Origin of the sequence: Sphingomonas corticis, assembly GCF_012035195.1 — a bacterium.
Taxonomy (GTDB): Bacteria; Pseudomonadota; Alphaproteobacteria; order Sphingomonadales; family Sphingomonadaceae; genus Sphingomonas; species Sphingomonas corticis.
This window is the reverse complement of sequence record NZ_JAAVJH010000022.1, coordinates 1-15,232: the sequence shown is the minus strand read 5'-3', so window position 1 is coordinate 15,232 and position 15,232 is coordinate 1. Positions and strand designations below refer to the sequence as shown.

Here is a 15,232-nt window from a genome sequence, read left to right as displayed (position 1 = left end):
CGCAATGATGCGGTTGACCGGCGGTGCGGCGCTGCTAATAGGCCCCCTCGCCTGAACTCCTGGCCGCACGGCGGAGTAGCTCAGCTGGTTAGAGCACGGGAATCATAATCCTGGGGTCGGGGGTTCAAGTCCCTCCTCCGCTACCAGGGGTTCAGGCGCGAACGTCAGCCGAAATCGTGACGCGACAGCAGCTCCCACGGGCCGCCGCGATACCACCACGCCGCCAGCCCCGCGATGCGCAGCGGCCGGGCGGCGAAGCCCGCCTGCAACTCGGCGAGCAGCGCCTTCGCCGTGGCCGGCTCCACCTTGTTCTGCACCGTCACGTGCGCGCGCCAGCCGGCCTGGTCCTGTGGCACCAGCAACCCGGCAAAGGCGTCGGCCAGATCGGCGCGGATCGCCGCCAGCCCGGGTGAATCGATGCGATAGGCGACGCCGCGCCCCAGCGAGATCACGCCCGCCAGCCGTGCCGCGGGTGCCGGCACCCCTCGCGTCGCCTCGCGCAGTCGCCGCGACAGCTCGGCCGCGCTCGACGGCGGCAGGTGGTGGAACATCGTCAGGTGAGCGGGAAGATGGTTGCGCTCCACGGGGAAATACGCCGCGCGCTGCCGGTCGAACCACGCCTGGTCCTCGCGCCCGAACAGCGCGGAGACGATGATGGGAGCGGGCGCCGCCGTCTCGCTCAAATCTCGATCTGGCTGCCCAGCTCCACCACGCGGTTGGTCGGCAGGCGGAAGAATTCCATCGCGCTCTCCGCGTTGCGCAGCATCCAGGCGAACAGCTTCTCGCGCCACAGCGCCATGCCGGGCCGCTCCGACGCCAGCAGCGTCTGGCGGCTGAGGAAGAAGCTGGTCTCCATCATCTTGAACGCCGCGCCGCAGCCGTGGAACGTCTTCAGCTGCGCCGGCACGTCGGGCTCCTCCATGAAGCCGTAGCGCAGGATCACGCGGTGGAAGCCGCTGCCCAGGTCCTCGTGCAGGAAGCGGTCCTGTTCGGGAAAATAGGGCATGTCCGTGACGCGGACGGTCAGCAGGATGACGCGGTCGTGCAGCACGCGATTGTGCTTCAGGTTGTGCAGCAGCGCGTGAGGCACGCCTTCCGGCGTGGACGTCATGAACACCGCGGTACCCGACACGCGGGTGGCGGAGCCGGCGGCCGAATCGATGAAGATGCGGATCGGCATCGCCGCCTCGCGCATCCGCTCCAGCATCAGCTTGCGCCCCTGCGACCAGGTGGTCAGCAGCACGAAGACGACGACGGCGACCAGCAGCGGGAACCAGCCGCCGTCGGGCACCTTCGTCAGGTTCGACGCGAAATAGAGGCCGTCGATCGTCAGGAACGCGATCTCGAACGCCGCCACCGCGTAGATCGGCCAGTGCCACACGCGGCGGATCAGCACGCCGACCATGCAGGTGGAGATGAACATCGTTCCCGTCACGGCGATGCCGTAGGCGGCGGCGAGGTTCGACGATTCGCCGAAGCCGAAGATCAGCAGCAGCACCATCGTCATCAGCGCCCAATTGGCCGACGGGATGTAGATCTGCCCCGCTTCCGACGCGCTGGTGTGCGCGATGCGCAGCCGCGGCATCAGGCCGAGCTGCACCGCCTGCTGCACCACGCTGAACGCCCCGGTGATGACCGCCTGGCTGGCGATCACGGTGGCCATGGTGGCGAGGATGACGAGCGGCAGGCGGAAATCCTCCGGCGCCATCAGGAAGAAGGGGTTCGACGCCGCCTCCGGCATGCCGAGCAGCAGCGCGCCCTGGCCCAGGTAGTTCAGCATCAATGCGGGCAGTACGACGAACATCCACGCGTGCGCGATCGGCCGGCGTCCGAAATGCCCCATGTCGGCGTAGAGCGCCTCGGCCCCCGTCACGGCCAGCACGACGGAACCGAGCGCCAGGAACGCGAGCCCGCCGTCGTTCGCGGCGAAGCGGAACGCCCACACCGGGTTCAGCGCCTGGAAGATCGCGGGCTGCTGCGCGATGTGCATCACGCCCAGCACCGCCAGCACGACGAAGTAGACGAGCATGATCGGCCCGAACAGCCGACCCACCCGCGCCGTCCCGACCGATTGCAGGTAGAACAGCGCGACCAGGATCGTCACCGCGATCGGCAGCACGAAGCCGTCGAACCCCTGTTCCACCGTCGCCAGCCCCTCCACCGCGGAGAGGACGGAAATGGCGGGCGTTATCATGCAGTCGCCGAAGAATAGCGCGGTCGCCAGCACGCCCAGGATGACGAGGCTGGGTCCCCAGCGCTTCCCCTTCCCCTGCGTACGCCGCTGGATCAGCGCCAGCAGCGCCAGGCTGCCGCCCTCGCCATTGTTGTCGGCGCGCAGGATCAGCAGCACGTACTTCAGCGTCACGATCAGCATCAGCGACCAGAAGATCAGGCTGACCACGCCGAAGATGTGCAGCCGGTCGACGGTGAGCGGATGGTGCCCGACGAACACCTCCTTCATCGCGTAGAGCGGGCTGGTGCCGATGTCGCCGTAGACGACCCCGATCGCGCCTACGGCCAGCTTCGCCATGCCGTCGCGCGCATGGTGGTGCGGCGCGGCGGCCTGGGCTCTGAGCGCCGGATCGTCGGTGTTCACGCGGGGGAACTTCGGGAGGTCATGACGCGGGGGTCGATCGTCCTCATGGTGGCGGCGCGACTAGCACCGACCGCGTGGGCACGCAATTGGAGCCCGTCGTCCCTGCCCCCCCGTCGCCGCGACCGGCCGCATCGCGCGACGGTTGTGCCGCGCGGGCGCGGCTTCTCGCCGGCGGCGGGGCGGGCTACAAGCGTGCGGCCATGCGCCGATCGCTCGCCCTCCTCGCGCCGCTCGCGCTCGCCGCCGCGCCCGTGCCCCCCCCTGCCCCCCCCCGCCCCCCCCTGCCGGCCGCCGCGCTGACGCACGACAGCGAGGAGCGCTGGATCGACTTCGATCTCACCCCCGGCAACCAGATCCGCTTCGCGATGACGCTGGACGGGCGGCCGGTGACCGCCATCCTCGACACCGGCGTCAGCATCTCCGTGCTCGCCCGCCGCTACGCGGACGCGCAGCGCCTCACCGTCGGCGACGGCGGGCGCGCGGCCGCGATCGGCGGGACGGTGGACATCGGGAAGGTGGCGACGCGCACGCTCGCGATCGGCGGGCTGGTGCGCAGCGGCGGTACGCTGGCGGTGGTGGACCTGCCTGCCGCCGCGACGGGCAGCGCGCAGGCGGTGGACCTGCTGGTCGGCCGCGACCTGACCGCGGGCTTCGCGCTCGACATCGACTATCGCGCGCGCCGCTTCCGCTTCCTCAAGAGCGGGCGGATGCCGTTCGCCGGAGTGACGGCACCCCTGTCGATCGCGCCCGACCGGCAGGTGTACGTCAGCGCGCTGATGCTGGCGGGGCAGCGCGTGCAGCCGGTCATCGTCGACACGGGCGACGGCTCGGCGGTAACGCTGAGCGCCCCCGCGTGGCGGCGCACCCGCGCCGCCGCCGCTCCGGCCGCCGCCACCACCACCATTTCCTACGGCCTGGCCGGTCCGGTCGTCAGCGACATGGCGATCGTGCCCGAACTGTCCGTCGGCCAGGCGGTGGCGCGGCAGGTGGAGGTGCGGATCGAGCCGCCCGGCGGCTTCTCCGACCAGATCGGCACCGCGGGGCGGATCGGCTCCGGCTTCCTCCAGCGCTATCGCGTGCTTCTCGACCCGGGTGCGGGCCACATGCTGCTGGCGGAGGACGCGGCGGCCGCCGCGCGGCCGGCGGTTCGCTCCACCAGCGGGCTGCTGCTGGGCCTGGCGTCGGACCGGCTGAAGGTGCTGCACGTCATGCGCGGCGGCCCGGCAGCGGCGGTGGGCTTCCGCGAGGGCGAGGCGATCTGCGCCGTGGACGGGACGCCGGTCTCGCGCGGCTACGCCGACAGCCCGCTCGCCCGCTGGGTCACGGACGCGCCCGGCCGTATCGTGGCGCTGACCCTGTGCGGCGGCGATACCCGCGCGCTGACGCTGCAGCGCTTCTACTGACGGCTCAGCCCTTCCACGCCAGCAGCGCCGCCGCTGCCAGCGCGAACAGCGCCAGCATCTGCACCGTCGTCCAGTCGACCCAGCCGACCGCGTCCACGTCCCGCCGCCGCCCGCGCCGCGCCTGCTTCCACCCCGCCAGCACCGCCACCGCGGCGCACAGCGCCACCGCCGCGTAGAGCCCGGTCCGCGTCGGGTCTTGCAGTTCGATCATCGCTCCGCCAGCCTGCCGCGCATCACGCCAAGGAGAGGCCCCCGATGAAACCCTCGTTCTTCCTCGCGCCCGTCGTGCTCGCCGGGGCGGTAGCCGCCGTCGCCGCGCCGCAGCCGCGCACCGATCCCGCCGTGGCGAAGGCCATCGCCGACCCGGCGCGCAGCGAGGCGAACCGCGCACGCGACCGCTATCGCCACCCGGCCGAGACGCTCGCCTTCTTCGGCGTGACGCCGGCGAAGAAGGTGGTCGAGTTCATCCCGGGCGGCGGCTGGTACAGCGAGATCCTGGCGAAGGTCCCGGCCGGCGGCGGCAGCTACACCGCCCTCGTCCCGGCGCGCGGCGCGGAAGGCGCGAAGAAGATGCTGGCGGACAAGGGGCTGACCGGCACGGTCGCCACCGTCGATCCGGCGACCGGCACCTCCACCGTCCCGGCGAACAGCCAGGACGTCGTCCTCACCTTCCGCAACGTCCACAACCTGACGATGAACGGCGGCGAGGCGGCGGCCGGCGTGTTCAAGGCGTGGTTCGCCATGCTGAAGCCGGGCGGCACGCTGGGAATCGTCGACCACCGCCTGCCCGAGCGGATGGACAGCGCGCTGGAGGCGAAGAGCGGCTATTTGAAGACCAGCACGATCGTCCGGCTCGCCACGGCGGCCGGCTTCCGCCAGGCCGGCACGTCGGAAGTGAACGCCAACCCCCGCGACACGCACGACCATCCGGAAGGCGTGTGGACGCTGCCGCCCACCTATCGCCTGGGCGACACCGACCGCGCGAAATATGCCGCCATCGGCGAGAGCGACCGGATGACGCTGCGCTTCGTGAAGCCGCGCTGACCCAGCATGTCCGTCACCCCGGTCTACGGCCGGGGTGACGGGTACCGACGGCAACCGGGGCGGCCACGTCACCCGTCCAGCTTCTCCACCTTCTCGCGCAGGCTGGCGAGTTCCGCCTTCAGCGCCGCGATCTCGCCGTCCTTGCCGGCGGCCGTCGCGGCGGCGGGCGGGGCCGCGGTGAAGGGCGGCTTGCCCGCCTTGAACGCCGACGCCGCCGCCTCGAACATCTGCATGTTGCGCTTGGCGATCTCGGCGAAGGGCGAGCCGGCGAACGCGCCCTCCACTGCGGTGCGGAACTGTTCCTGGTTGCGGCGGAAACTGTCCATCGACGCCTCGAGATAGGCGGGCACCATCGACTGCATGGAATCGCCGTAGAGCGCGATCAGCTGGCGAAGGAAGCTGACCGGCAGCATGGTCTGGCCGCGGCTCTCCTCCTCCATGATGATCTGCGTCAGGACGTTGTGCGTGATATCCTCGTCCGTCTTTGCATCGACCACGCGGAACTCGCGACCGTCGCGCGTCATCTGCGCCAGGTGCTCCAGCGTGATGTAGGAGGAGCTTTCGGTGTTATAGAGCCGGCGGTTGGCGTATTTCTTGATGACCACCGCCCGATCTGCGTCCTGCCCGCCGCCGTGCTGCTTCCTCATCGCGAGAGATCCTCCATGCCCCGATCGTCAAAGGACCGTCCGCCAGGGGGTATAGCACGGCATGACGCGCCGCAACATGGTCCGCGCCCCCTGCCCCTGTTCCTCGACATGCTGCGCAGCGAAACCGCAGCATCGTCGGAGCGGCGCGCCGCCGCGCTGGCAGGTCTGCGCCGCTACCAGCAGGCGCCGCGCCCTCGCCGCGTCTTGCCGCCGGCGCGCTTCCGCAAGGGTGCGGCGCGGCTGCGCGACGTCGGCGGGGACGTGACGGGGCCGCCCGTCGTCTTCGTCCCCTCGCTCATCAACCCGCCCTTCGTGCTCGACCTCGCGCCCGGCCGCTCGCTCGTCCGCCACGTCGCCGCGCGGGGCTTCCGCGCGTGGCTCGTCGACTGGGGCACGCCGCGCCCGCAGGATGCCGGGCTCGACCTCGCCGGCCACGTCGCCGATCGGCTGTTGCCGCTGCTGGCGAAGCTCGACCGGCCGCCGATCCTGGTCGGCTATTGCCTGGGCGGCACGCTGGCGCTCGCCGCCGCGGCGCTGCCGGGCGCGCGCTGCGCGGGCGTCGCCACCATCGCCGCGCCGTGGCACTTCGCCGGCTATGGCGAGGCGGCGCGCGCCGAGATGACGGCGCTGTGGCAGCGTGCGGAGCCTGCCGCGCGCGCGATCGGCGCGCTGCCGATGGAGGTGCTGCAGGCCGGCTTCTGGAGGCTCGATCCCGCGCGCACGATCGCGAAGTACGAGGCGTTCGCGACGATGCCGGACGCGCAGGCGGCCACCTTCGTCGCGCTGGAGGATTGGGCGAACGCGGGCGCACCGCTGACCTATGCCGCGGGCGCGGACCTGTTCGACGCCCTCCTGTCGCGCGACCTGCCGGGGCGCGGCGAGTGGCAGGTGGGCGGACACGCGGTCGATCCGGCGCGACTCGCCTGTCCGGTGGCACAGTTCGTCAGTCGCACAGACCGGATCACGCCGGCCGCCACCGCCGCGGACGTGGGCGAGCGGCACGACCTGTCGCTCGGCCATGTCGGCATGGTGGTCGGCGGCAGGGCGCAGGCGATGCTCTACGATCCGCTGACCGAATGGCTGGTCCGACTGGCTGGCGCGCGCGGGGCGAAGCACCTAGGTTCAACGACATGACTCACCAATCGATCGACACGGCGGAGCGGCCGGGCGGCCTCGCCCGGGCGCGGCAGGGTACGCTGGGCGCGGCGATCCCGCGCATCGAGGGGCCGCTGAAGGTCACCGGCGGCGCCACCTACGCCTATGAGCGCGCGCCCGCCGGCGCGCTCTACGCCGCCGTCGTCGGCGCGCCCGTGGGCGCGGGCGAGGTGACGGGCTTCGACACCGCGGCCGCGGAGGCGCTGGCGGGCGTGGTCGCGATCATCCACGACGACCCGCGCATCCCCGCGGGCGAGAGCAACAGCCGCGCGATGGCGCACGCCGGCACCCGCCGCATCTTCCACTACGGCCAGCCGCTCGCCGTCGTCGTCGCAAAGTCGCAGGCGGTGGCGCGCGAGGCGGCGGCGCGGGTGCGCGTCCACGTCGACGCCGCGCCGGGGCGCCACGACATGGCGGCCGAGCCGGTGCAGCGCGACCACAAGCTCGGCTTCCTGCCCGCGATCGACAAGGGCGATGTCGACGCCGCCATGGCCGCAGCGGAGGTGACGCTGGACGTCGCCTACACGACGCCGGTCCACTTCCCCGCCGCGCTGGAGCCGCACGCGACCACCGTGTGGTGGGACGGCGACGTGCTGACGCTGCGCTCCTCCAATCAGGTGATCGGCGCCGCGCGCGACACGATCGCGCAGGCGATGAAGCTGCCGGCGGAGCGCGTCCGCGTGCTCGCGCCCTATGTCGGCGGCGGCTTCGGCGGAAAGACCGGCGTCGGGCCGGAGGTGATCCTGGCCGCGATCGCCGCGGAGAAGCTCGGATGCGCGGTGAAGGTCGCGCTGCCGCGGCAGCAGATCGCCTACCTCGGCCACCACCGCTCCGCCACGACGCAGCGCGTGCGCATCGCCTGCGACACGGACGGACACATCGCCGCCGTCGCGCACGAGGGCGTCGCCGCGCAGAACGACGACGGCGCGTTCCTCGAGCCGATCCCGTTCGGCTCGATCCCGCTCTACGCGGGCGAGAGCCGCCGCTTCCGTACCGACCTCGTCAGGCTGGACCTGCCCGCCACGGGCGCGGTGCGCGCGCCGGGGGAGGCGATCGGCACGTTTGCGATCGAGTGCGCGATGGACGAGCTGGCCGAACAGCTCGGTCTCGACCCCATCGAGCTGCGCCGCCGCAACGAGCCCCGGGTCGATCCCACGTCGAACAAGCCTTTCTCCACCCGACGCCTGCTCGACTGCTACGACGAGGGCGCGCGCCGCTTCGGCTGGCCCGCGCGGGTGCCCGATCCCGCCTCCGTGCGCGACGGCGAGTGGCTGGTGGGCATCGGCATGGCCGCCTCGCTGCGCGGCAACTTCACCGTCGAGGCGGCGGCGGACGTGGTGCTGGACACGGACGGCCGCGCCACGGTGCGATGCGACATGACCGACATCGGCACGGGGACGTACACCATCCTGGCGCAGACCGCGGGCGAGATCCTGGGCCTTTCGCCCGACCGCGTCACGGTGGAGATCGGCGACACGAACCTGCCGAAGACCGCCGGATCGGGCGGCTCGTTCGGCGCGGGCAGCGCCTGCTCCGCAGTGGCGCTGGCGTGCGAGGACATCCTCGCCGAACTCGCCCGCCGCATCAACGCCGCGCCGGAGGAGCTGGTGCTGAAGGACGGCTGCGTCACCGCCGGCGAGACGCGCGCGGTGCCGCTCGCCGACCTCGTCCGCGGGCAGCCGATCGCCGGTCACGGCCACAGCGCCCCCGGGCAGCAGGCGAAGCGCACCAGCCAGGCGAGCCACGGGGCGCACTTCTGCGAAGTGGCGGTGAACGCGGTGACGGGCGAAGTGCGCGTGCGCCGAATGCTGGGCGTCTACGACGTCGGACGGGTCCTCAACCGCAAGACGGCGGAGAACCAGATCGTCGGCGGCGTGGTGTGGGGGATCAGCTACGCGCTGGGCGAGGCGGGCGTGGTCGACACCCGCTCGGGTCGCTTCGTCAATCCCGATTTTGGCGAATATCACGTCGCGGTGAACGCGGACGTGCCGCAGATCGAATGCCACTTCATCGAGGACATCGACGACGCCGCCAATCAGGTCGGCGCGAAGGCGGTGGGCGAGCTGGGCATCTCCGGCGCAGGCGCGGCGGTGGTGAACGCCATCTACAACGCCACCGGCGTGCGCGTCCGCGACGTGCCGGTGACGCTCGACGCGCTGCTGGCCGGCTTGCCGCCGGTGTGACGCGGGTGATGCAACGACCGTTCGGCCCGAGCGTAGTCGAAGGCCAAGCGCAGGTGGCTGTGCTTCGACTTCGCTCAGCACGAACGTAGATAGGAACGTTCACCTCCATGGCCGACAACGACACCGTCCTCGCCGCCGCCGCCGAGTGGAAGGGCGCGCCGATGGCGCTCGCCACCGTGGTCTCGACCTGGGGCTCCGCGCCCCGCCCGCGCGGCAGCCACATGCTGGTCCACGCCGACGGCCGCTTCGAGGGTTCGGTGTCCGGCGGCTGCGTGGAGGGCGAGATCCTCGACACCGCGGCAAAGGTGATCGCCGGCGCGCCCTTCGCCCTCCAGCGATATGGCGTGGCCGACGACAGCGCGTGGCAGGTCGGCCTTCCCTGCGGCGGGGAGATCGCGGTGATGGTGCAGCCCGTCTCCGCCGAGGGCTTCGACCCCGAGCTGTTCGACCGCATCGCCGAGGCGCGCGAGGCGGGCACGGGGCTGACCGTCACGACGGACCTCGCGACCGGCCACTCCGACCTGCGCCCGGTCGAAACCGGCGAGGTCTTCGTCAACCGCTACGATCCGCCACGCCGGCTGCTGATCGTCGGCGCGGTGCAGATCGCGCAGAGCCTCGCCGCGCTGGCCGGCACGCTCGGCATCGAGACGGTGGTGATCGACCCGCGCGGCCGCTTCCTGACGGAGGAGCGCTTCCCCGGGGTCACGCTGGACGACCGCTGGCCCGACGAGGCCGTGGCGGCGTGGAAGCCGGGCCCGTCCACCGCGGTGGTGACGCTCAGTCACGACACGAAGATCGACGACCCCGCGCTGGTCGCCGCGCTGGCCAGCGACGCGCCCTATGTCGGTGCGCTCGGCAGCCGCAAGAGCCATGCCGCCCGACTGGAGCGGCTGGCCGCGCTGGGCGTCGCGCCCGACCGGCTGGCGCGGATCGACGGGCCGGTCGGGATCGATATCGGCGCGATCGGCCCGTCGGAGATCGCACTGTCGATCGCGGCGGCGATGATCGGTGCGTTCCACGGCAAGGGCAAGGGTTGATGCGCGCGGAGGAGGTCGTCCTCGTCCTCCTCGCCGCGGGCCGGTCGACGCGGATGGGCGCGGCCGGCAACAAGCTGGAGCAGCCGCTACGCGGCCGCCCGCTCGGCCTCCACGTCGCGGAGGCGCTGGCCGCGGTGCCGTTCCGCGCGCGGTACGCGGTCGTGGCGCCGGGCAACACGCTCGACTATGCCGCGCTCGGCCTCGACACGGTCGTCAACGACGATCCGGTGCGCGACCTGTCCTCCTCGCTGCGGCTCGGCGTGCGCCGCGCGCGGTCGCACGACCCCGCCGCGGTGCTGGTCGCGCTGGCCGACATGCCGCTCGTCACCGCCGCGCACGTCCGCCGGGTGACCGACGCGGGCGACGGCGACGAGGCGCTCGTCGCCTCCAGCGACGGGAACCGCCCCTCGCCTCCCGCCCTGTTCGGCCGGGCGCATTTCGCCGCGCTGGACGCCGCGACGGGCGACGCGGGCGCCCGCGCGCTGATCCGCACCGCCCGCCCGGTCGTCGCCGGCGCGGACGAGCTGATCGACGTCGATACGCCCGAGGAACTCGCCCGGCTTTGCGGTCGGGCGCGCCGAGGCGTCACAGCACGAAGCGGCTGAGGTCGGTGTTGCGCGCGATGCTGGCGAGCTGCGCCTCGACATAGGCGGCATCCACCGTCAGCGTGCCGCCGGCACGATCCTCCGCGTCGAAGCTGACTTCCTCCAGCAGCTTCTCCATCACCGTCTGCAACCGGCGCGCGCCGATGTTCTCGACCTCGCCGTTCACCTCCGCCGCGATCTTCGCCACCGCGCGGATGCCGTCCTCCGTGAAGGCGACGTCGACGCCCTCTGTCGCGATCAGCGCGGTGTACTGCGCGGGCAGCGACGCCTTCGTATCGCTCAGGATGGCGACGAAATCGTCCTCGGTCAGGCCCTTCAGCTCGACGCGGATCGGAAGGCGGCCCTGCAATTCGGGCAGCAGGTCGCTGGGCTTGGCGACGTGGAACGCGCCTGACGCGATGAAGAGGATGTGATCGGTCTTCATCGGCCCGTACTTGGTCGACACCGTGGTGCCCTCGATCAGCGGCAGGAGATCGCGCTGCACGCCCTCGCGGCTGACCGAGCCGCCGCGCACGTCGCTGACCGCGATCTTGTCGATCTCGTCGAGGAAGACGATCCCGTTCGCCTCGGCGTCGGCCAGTGCGACGCGGCTCACCTCGTCCTGGTCGAGCCGCTTGTCGGCTTCCTCCTCGACCAGCTTCTCCCACGCCGCCGGCACCGTCAGCTTGCGCCGCTTGGTCTGCCCGCCGGTCATCTTGCCGAACATCTCGGACAGATTGATCATCCCGACCGAGCCGCCGCCCGGCAGGTCGAACGGCATCTGCGGCTGCACGGGCAGGTCGATCTCGATCTCCGTCGCGTCGAGATGGCCGTCGCGGAAGCGCTGGCGGAAGCTCTCGCGCGTCGCCTGGCTAGAATCCTTGCCGACCAGCGCGTCGAGCAGGCGGTTCATCGCCGCCTCCTCCGCCTTGTCCTTCACGGCGAGGCGGCGGCGCTCCTTCTCCAGCCGCACCGCTTCCTCGACGAGGTCGCGCGCGATCTGCTCCACGTCTCGGCCGACGTAGCCGACCTCGGTGAACTTGGTCGCCTCCACCTTCACGAAGGGCGCGTCGGCGAGCTTCGCGAGGCGGCGGCTGATCTCCGTCTTGCCGCAGCCGGTCGGGCCGATCATCAGGATGTTCTTCGGCGTCACCTCGTCGCGCAGGTCCGGCGACAGCTTCTGCCGGCGCCAGCGGTTGCGCAGCGCGACGGCGACGGCGCGCTTGGCGTCGCGCTGACCGATGATGTGCGCGTCGAGCGCGGCGACGATGGCCTTGGGCGTGAGATTGTCGTTCATCTTGTCCTTCGTCACCCCTGCGAAGGCAGGGGCCTATTTCCGTATCGTCATGCCTGCCGTCCGACACAGAGCGGGAGGCCGGTGTGTCGATCTTGTTCTTCCATTCCGCAGTCATGGGCCCCTGCCTGCGCAGGGGCGACCGACTACGTCGCGCTGTCCAGCGTCTCGATGGTCAGGCGGTCGTTGGTGTAGACGCACACCTCGGCGGCGATCTTCATCGCCTTGCGGCACAGGACCTCGGCGTCGTCCTCATACTCCACCAGCGCGCGCGCGGCGGCGAGCGCGTAATTGCCGCCCGATCCGATCGCGGCGACGCCCGCCTCCGGCTCCAGCACGTCGCCGTTGCCGGTCAGGATCAGCGTCACGTCCCGGTCGGCGACGATCATCATCGCCTCTAGGTTGCGCAGGTATTTGTCGGTGCGCCAGTCCTTGGCCAATTCCACCGCGGCGCGCATCAGGTGGCCGCCGTGCCGCTCCAGCTTGGCTTCCAGCCGCTCGAACAGGGTGAAGGCGTCCGCGGTGGCGCCGGCGAAGCCCGCGATCACCTTTCCGTCCTGACCCAGCGTGCGCACCTTGCGCGCGTTGGGCTTCATCACCGTCTGTCCCATGGAAACCTGACCGTCGCCGACGACGACGACCTTGCCGCCGCGGCGCACGGACAGGATGGTGGTGCCCTGCCAGACCGGCATCGAATGTTCGTCTTTCCCGCTCATGGCGGCGCATGTAGGGAGCCGCGAGGCTTCCCGCCAACCCCGACATATTTCGCTAACCGATCGCAAGGAATCGGCAAGCGCGGCACCCTATATCGGTGTCAGGAGAGACGAACGTGACCGCGACCGACGACGACACCGACTATTTCGCCGCCCGCGCCGAAGCCGAGATCAAGGCCGCCAGCGACGCCGAGAGCACCGCCGCCTGCCAGGCGCACTACCGCATGGCGGAGGCGTACCTCGACCGGCTGTACCCGCCGTCGGAGCGGGAGGCCGGCGAGGACGCCTGATGTCGCTTCGCGGCGCCTATTTCCCCTTCGCCTTGCCCCATTCGCGCGCCACCGTGTAGCCGAGATAGCCCGTACCGAAGAGCGCGTAGAGCGGCTCCGGAATGCCGGCGAGATAGGCGTTCATCCCCGCGCCGATCGCGCGGGCCATTTCCGGCCGGACCGCGGCGATCAGGCCCATGGGGATCGACCACAGCAGCAGCGCGTACATGACGTAGAGGAAGGACGGGCGCGCGCGGCTGGTCCACGGGTCGGGCGACGCCGCCTCGGCCAGCACCGCGCCCATCTGCGTGCGCACCCGCTCCAGCTCCTGCGTGCCTTCCAGCCGCAGCAATTCCAGCTTGGCGGCGTCGCGCGCCTTGGGATCGGGAATGATCTTGTCCAGCAGGCCCGCTACGGGGCCGATGATTCCGTCGATGATCGACATGGGATTTCCTCTTCGCGAGTGTTGAGGATGTTGAGGCGCGGACGTGTTCTCAGTCGAGCCGGTTGGCCAGCCAGCCGTAGAGGAACGCCTCGTTCGCGGGGCGCCGCTCCGCCAGCGTCAGGTAGCGCTCGCCCTGCAACGCCTCGACCGCCTTCACCAGCACGGTCTCCCCGCCTGGCCGGGTCACGAGGAAGCCGTCGAGCGCGGCCAGCGTGGCGGCGCCGATGCGGCCGTCGAGCAGGACGTCGGCATAGTCGCTGCCGCCGCGGTTCAGCGCGTTGAGCGCGCGTTGCAGGAACGTCGCGGCGACCGCCGGCCCCATGTTGACGCCGGTGTCGAACAGCTCCGCCGCCAGCATGGGCGATCGCTCGGCGACGCGATCGAACCCCGGCACGGTCCAGTACAGCCGCCGGTACAGCGCCGCGGCGGCGGGGCGCGCGAAGTGGCGCATCTCGCCGGCATAGCCGTTGGCGCGCGCCACCGCCTCGGTGATGCCCCAGCGCGTCGCGCCGCCGCGATCCGCCGGGTGGTGGACGAAGCCGCCCTCGCGGTCGATGACGGCGTCGACCAGTGCGTCGATCATGTTCGATTCCTCCTGTTGGCGACAGGAACATAGAAAGAACGAACAATGTAGGACAGCGGCGCCCGGCCGCGCGGTCAACCCGGTCGCGCGCCGCCGTAGGCGGGTAGAGCCAGCCGCCAGCGGATCGCCGCGGCGCGCAGCGCGAAGCCCGCGACCGCCGCCACCGTCGCCGCTAGCCAGGGATCGACGCCGAGTTCGCGCAGGACGACGTACAGCCCGGCCGCCAGCGCGGCGGCGGTGACGTACAATTCGGGCCGCATCAGGATCGACGGCTCCCCCGCCAGCACGTCGCGGATGATGCCGCCGACGCAGCCCGTCACCACCCCCATCAGCGCGGCGGGCAGCGGCGGCACGCCGTAGCCGATCGCCTTGGCCGCGCCGTAGACGGCGTAGGCGGCGAGCCCGACCGCGTCGAACCAGTCGAGCGCGGCACCGCGCCACCAGCGCTCGGGCGTGCACCAGATCAGCAGCGCCACCGCTAGGCAAACGGCGGACACGTGCGCATCCACGATCCAGAACACCGGAGCGCCGATCAGCAGGTCGCGCACCGTGCCGCCGCCGACGCCGGTGGCCAGCGCGAAGAAGGCGAGCGTCACCATCGTCTGTCCGCGCCGCGCCGCCGCCAGCGCGCCCGAGGCGGCGAAGACGGCCAGGCCGGCGATGTCCAGCCACGGCGCGAAGGCGGGAAGCAGGATGGCGGGGGGCAGGACGGCTGGAGGCAGGACGGGGGACATGTCCCGATCCGTATCGCGCGCGCGGCGGCGGGTCGACGTGCTTGCGCGCGCGGCGTCGTGCGGCGACGCGAAAAGGGGACCGGCATCGCTGCCGATCCCCCTGTCGCCGCTGGCTTTCCTTCCGAAGAAGGCACCCGGGCGGCGGCGCGCGGCGGCCGGTGGCCGCCGTGCTTCGGCAAGGGATCGCGCGGGGCGGCAAGGTCGCCCTCGCCTCCGTGCGCTCGCCGCTCGCCTGCGGTCGCTGCTGTCGCGTCGTGCGCCGTGGGCGATCCCCGTCGTCAGGAACGGGCACCCTTCCCTCGTCGCGCCGCCCGCGTTGCCGGCGACCTCACAACCGCATGATCTTCCTCGATTTCCCGGCGAAGATCCTGCGCTGCTGACAGGATGGTCTCACCTCGGCCGAGTCGGACCAAGCTCTTAGGGTCAGGACTCGTTGATCAGAGCCAGAAGATGACTGTCGCAGCGAGGGCGACGGCGGAAAAGAAGGCTGTGGGGCAGCGATCGTAGCGGGTGGCGACGCGCCGCCAATCCTTGAGGCGGCCGAA

Annotated in this window: 16 protein-coding genes, 1 tRNA gene and 1 pseudogene; 8 read left to right on the top strand and 10 right to left on the bottom strand. The window is 71.6% G+C overall.

Annotation, left to right across the window (positions count from 1 at the left end):
• Positions 1–69 precede the first annotated feature (69 nt).
• Positions 70–146: transfer RNA gene (locus HBH26_RS18510), tRNA-Met, on the top strand.
• An 18-nt stretch (positions 147–164) separates the two neighbouring features.
• Here the strand turns inward: HBH26_RS18510 and HBH26_RS18505 are convergent.
• Entirely contained in the window at positions 165–683 is a 519-nt protein-coding gene (locus HBH26_RS18505) for a 2'-5' RNA ligase family protein (RefSeq protein WP_168136124.1), read from the bottom strand.
• The gene (locus HBH26_RS18500; protein ID WP_420825003.1) at positions 680–2,596 is read right to left on the bottom strand and encodes a potassium transporter Kup; all 1,917 of its coding nucleotides are present in this window, start codon (positions 2,594–2,596) and stop codon (positions 680–682) included. The genes HBH26_RS18505 and HBH26_RS18500 overlap by 4 nt, the downstream gene beginning before the upstream one ends.
• A gap of 200 nt (positions 2,597–2,796) precedes the next feature.
• On the opposite strand from HBH26_RS18500, the gene HBH26_RS18495 reads away from it, so the two are divergent.
• The gene (locus HBH26_RS18495) at positions 2,797–3,999 is read left to right on the top strand and encodes an aspartyl protease family protein (protein ID WP_168136123.1); all 1,203 of its coding nucleotides are present in this window, start codon (positions 2,797–2,799) and stop codon (positions 3,997–3,999) included.
• A 4-nt stretch (positions 4,000–4,003) separates the two neighbouring features.
• On the opposite strand, the gene HBH26_RS18490 is transcribed toward HBH26_RS18495, so the two are convergent.
• Complete coding sequence (locus HBH26_RS18490) at positions 4,004–4,210, bottom strand: hypothetical protein (RefSeq protein ID WP_168136111.1); 207 nt, start codon at positions 4,208–4,210, stop codon at positions 4,004–4,006.
• Between the two features lie 44 nt (positions 4,211–4,254).
• On the opposite strand from HBH26_RS18490, the gene HBH26_RS18485 reads away from it, so the two are divergent.
• A complete protein-coding gene (locus tag HBH26_RS18485) occupies positions 4,255–5,043 on the top strand; it encodes a class I SAM-dependent methyltransferase (protein ID WP_168136122.1) in 789 nt (262 codons plus the stop codon).
• Between the two features lie 68 nt (positions 5,044–5,111).
• Here HBH26_RS18485 and phaR read toward each other — a convergent pair whose 3' ends face one another.
• Positions 5,112–5,690 carry a polyhydroxyalkanoate synthesis repressor PhaR gene (phaR, locus tag HBH26_RS18480; RefSeq protein ID WP_168136121.1) on the bottom strand — a complete coding sequence of 193 codons (579 nt, stop codon included), beginning with the start codon at positions 5,688–5,690 and terminating at the stop codon, positions 5,112–5,114.
• A gap of 108 nt (positions 5,691–5,798) precedes the next feature.
• Here phaR and HBH26_RS18475 point away from each other — a divergent pair, with 108 nt between their 5' ends.
• From HBH26_RS18475 to HBH26_RS18460, 4 genes are all read left to right on the top strand, one after another.
• A complete protein-coding gene (locus HBH26_RS18475) occupies positions 5,799–6,824 on the top strand; it encodes an alpha/beta fold hydrolase (RefSeq protein WP_239024927.1) in 1,026 nt (341 codons plus the stop codon).
• Positions 6,821–9,028 (top strand): xanthine dehydrogenase family protein molybdopterin-binding subunit, encoded by a 2,208-nt coding sequence (locus HBH26_RS18470; protein ID WP_168136119.1) that lies wholly within the window; start codon positions 6,821–6,823, stop codon positions 9,026–9,028. Before HBH26_RS18475 ends, HBH26_RS18470 begins: the two co-directional genes overlap by 4 nt.
• A 107-nt stretch (positions 9,029–9,135) precedes the next feature.
• Positions 9,136–10,065, top strand: coding sequence for an XdhC family protein (locus HBH26_RS18465; RefSeq protein ID WP_168136118.1), 930 nt, complete (start codon positions 9,136–9,138; stop codon positions 10,063–10,065).
• A complete protein-coding gene (locus HBH26_RS18460; RefSeq protein WP_168136117.1) occupies positions 10,065–10,670 on the top strand; it encodes a nucleotidyltransferase family protein in 606 nt (201 codons plus the stop codon). The genes HBH26_RS18465 and HBH26_RS18460 overlap by 1 nt, the downstream gene beginning before the upstream one ends.
• On the opposite strand, the gene hslU is transcribed toward HBH26_RS18460, so the two are convergent.
• Together hslU and hslV are read right to left on the bottom strand one after the other, a co-directional pair.
• Positions 10,651–11,946: an ATP-dependent protease ATPase subunit HslU gene (hslU, locus tag HBH26_RS18455; RefSeq protein ID WP_168136116.1), complete on the bottom strand. Its 1,296-nt coding sequence runs from the start codon at positions 11,944–11,946 to the stop codon at positions 10,651–10,653. The genes HBH26_RS18460 and hslU overlap by 20 nt on opposite strands.
• 143 nt (positions 11,947–12,089) lie before the next feature.
• Positions 12,090–12,635, bottom strand: a complete 546-nt coding sequence (gene hslV, locus HBH26_RS18450; RefSeq protein ID WP_168136137.1) for an ATP-dependent protease subunit HslV — start codon at positions 12,633–12,635, stop codon at positions 12,090–12,092.
• 137 nt (positions 12,636–12,772) lie between these two features.
• Between hslV and HBH26_RS18445 the strand changes: the two genes are divergently transcribed.
• Complete coding sequence (locus tag HBH26_RS18445) at positions 12,773–12,946, top strand: hypothetical protein (RefSeq protein WP_168136115.1); 174 nt, start codon at positions 12,773–12,775, stop codon at positions 12,944–12,946.
• Positions 12,947–12,962: 16 nt separating this feature from the next.
• On the opposite strand, the gene HBH26_RS18440 is transcribed toward HBH26_RS18445, so the two are convergent.
• The 4 genes and pseudogenes from HBH26_RS18440 to HBH26_RS18425 all read right to left on the bottom strand — a co-directional run.
• The gene (locus HBH26_RS18440) at positions 12,963–13,370 is read right to left on the bottom strand and encodes a holin family protein (RefSeq protein ID WP_168136114.1); all 408 of its coding nucleotides are present in this window, start codon (positions 13,368–13,370) and stop codon (positions 12,963–12,965) included.
• A 49-nt stretch (positions 13,371–13,419) separates the two neighbouring features.
• Positions 13,420–13,953 (bottom strand): glycoside hydrolase family 108 protein, encoded by a 534-nt coding sequence (locus HBH26_RS18435; RefSeq protein WP_168136113.1) that lies wholly within the window; start codon positions 13,951–13,953, stop codon positions 13,420–13,422.
• Between the two features lie 74 nt (positions 13,954–14,027).
• A complete protein-coding gene (locus HBH26_RS18430) occupies positions 14,028–14,687 on the bottom strand; it encodes a trimeric intracellular cation channel family protein (protein WP_168136112.1) in 660 nt (219 codons plus the stop codon).
• Between the two features lie 437 nt (positions 14,688–15,124).
• Positions 15,125–15,232, bottom strand: a pseudogene (locus tag HBH26_RS18425) (IS5 family transposase); the annotation flags it as partial.

Coding starts and splice junctions, on each gene's coding strand:
- HBH26_RS18495 (WP_168136123.1), top strand. CDS start 2,797: ATGCGCCGATCGCTCGCCCTCCTCGCGCCGCTCGCGCTCGCCGCCGCG.
- HBH26_RS18490 (WP_168136111.1), bottom strand. CDS start 4,210: ATGATCGAACTGCAAGACCCGACGCGGACCGGGCTCTACGCGGCGGTG.
- HBH26_RS18485 (WP_168136122.1), top strand. CDS start 4,255: ATGAAACCCTCGTTCTTCCTCGCGCCCGTCGTGCTCGCCGGGGCGGTA.
- phaR (WP_168136121.1), bottom strand. CDS start 5,690: ATGAGGAAGCAGCACGGCGGCGGGCAGGACGCAGATCGGGCGGTGGTC.
- HBH26_RS18475 (WP_239024927.1), top strand. CDS start 5,799: ATGCTGCGCAGCGAAACCGCAGCATCGTCGGAGCGGCGCGCCGCCGCG.
- HBH26_RS18470 (WP_168136119.1), top strand. CDS start 6,821: ATGACTCACCAATCGATCGACACGGCGGAGCGGCCGGGCGGCCTCGCC.
- HBH26_RS18465 (WP_168136118.1), top strand. CDS start 9,136: ATGGCCGACAACGACACCGTCCTCGCCGCCGCCGCCGAGTGGAAGGGC.
- HBH26_RS18460 (WP_168136117.1), top strand. CDS start 10,065: ATGCGCGCGGAGGAGGTCGTCCTCGTCCTCCTCGCCGCGGGCCGGTCG.
- hslU (WP_168136116.1), bottom strand. CDS start 11,946: ATGAACGACAATCTCACGCCCAAGGCCATCGTCGCCGCGCTCGACGCG.
- hslV (WP_168136137.1), bottom strand. CDS start 12,635: ATGCCGGTCTGGCAGGGCACCACCATCCTGTCCGTGCGCCGCGGCGGC.
- HBH26_RS18440 (WP_168136114.1), bottom strand. CDS start 13,370: ATGTCGATCATCGACGGAATCATCGGCCCCGTAGCGGGCCTGCTGGAC.
- HBH26_RS18435 (WP_168136113.1), bottom strand. CDS start 13,953: ATGATCGACGCACTGGTCGACGCCGTCATCGACCGCGAGGGCGGCTTC.
- HBH26_RS18430 (WP_168136112.1), bottom strand. CDS start 14,687: ATGTCCCCCGTCCTGCCTCCAGCCGTCCTGCCCCCCGCCATCCTGCTT.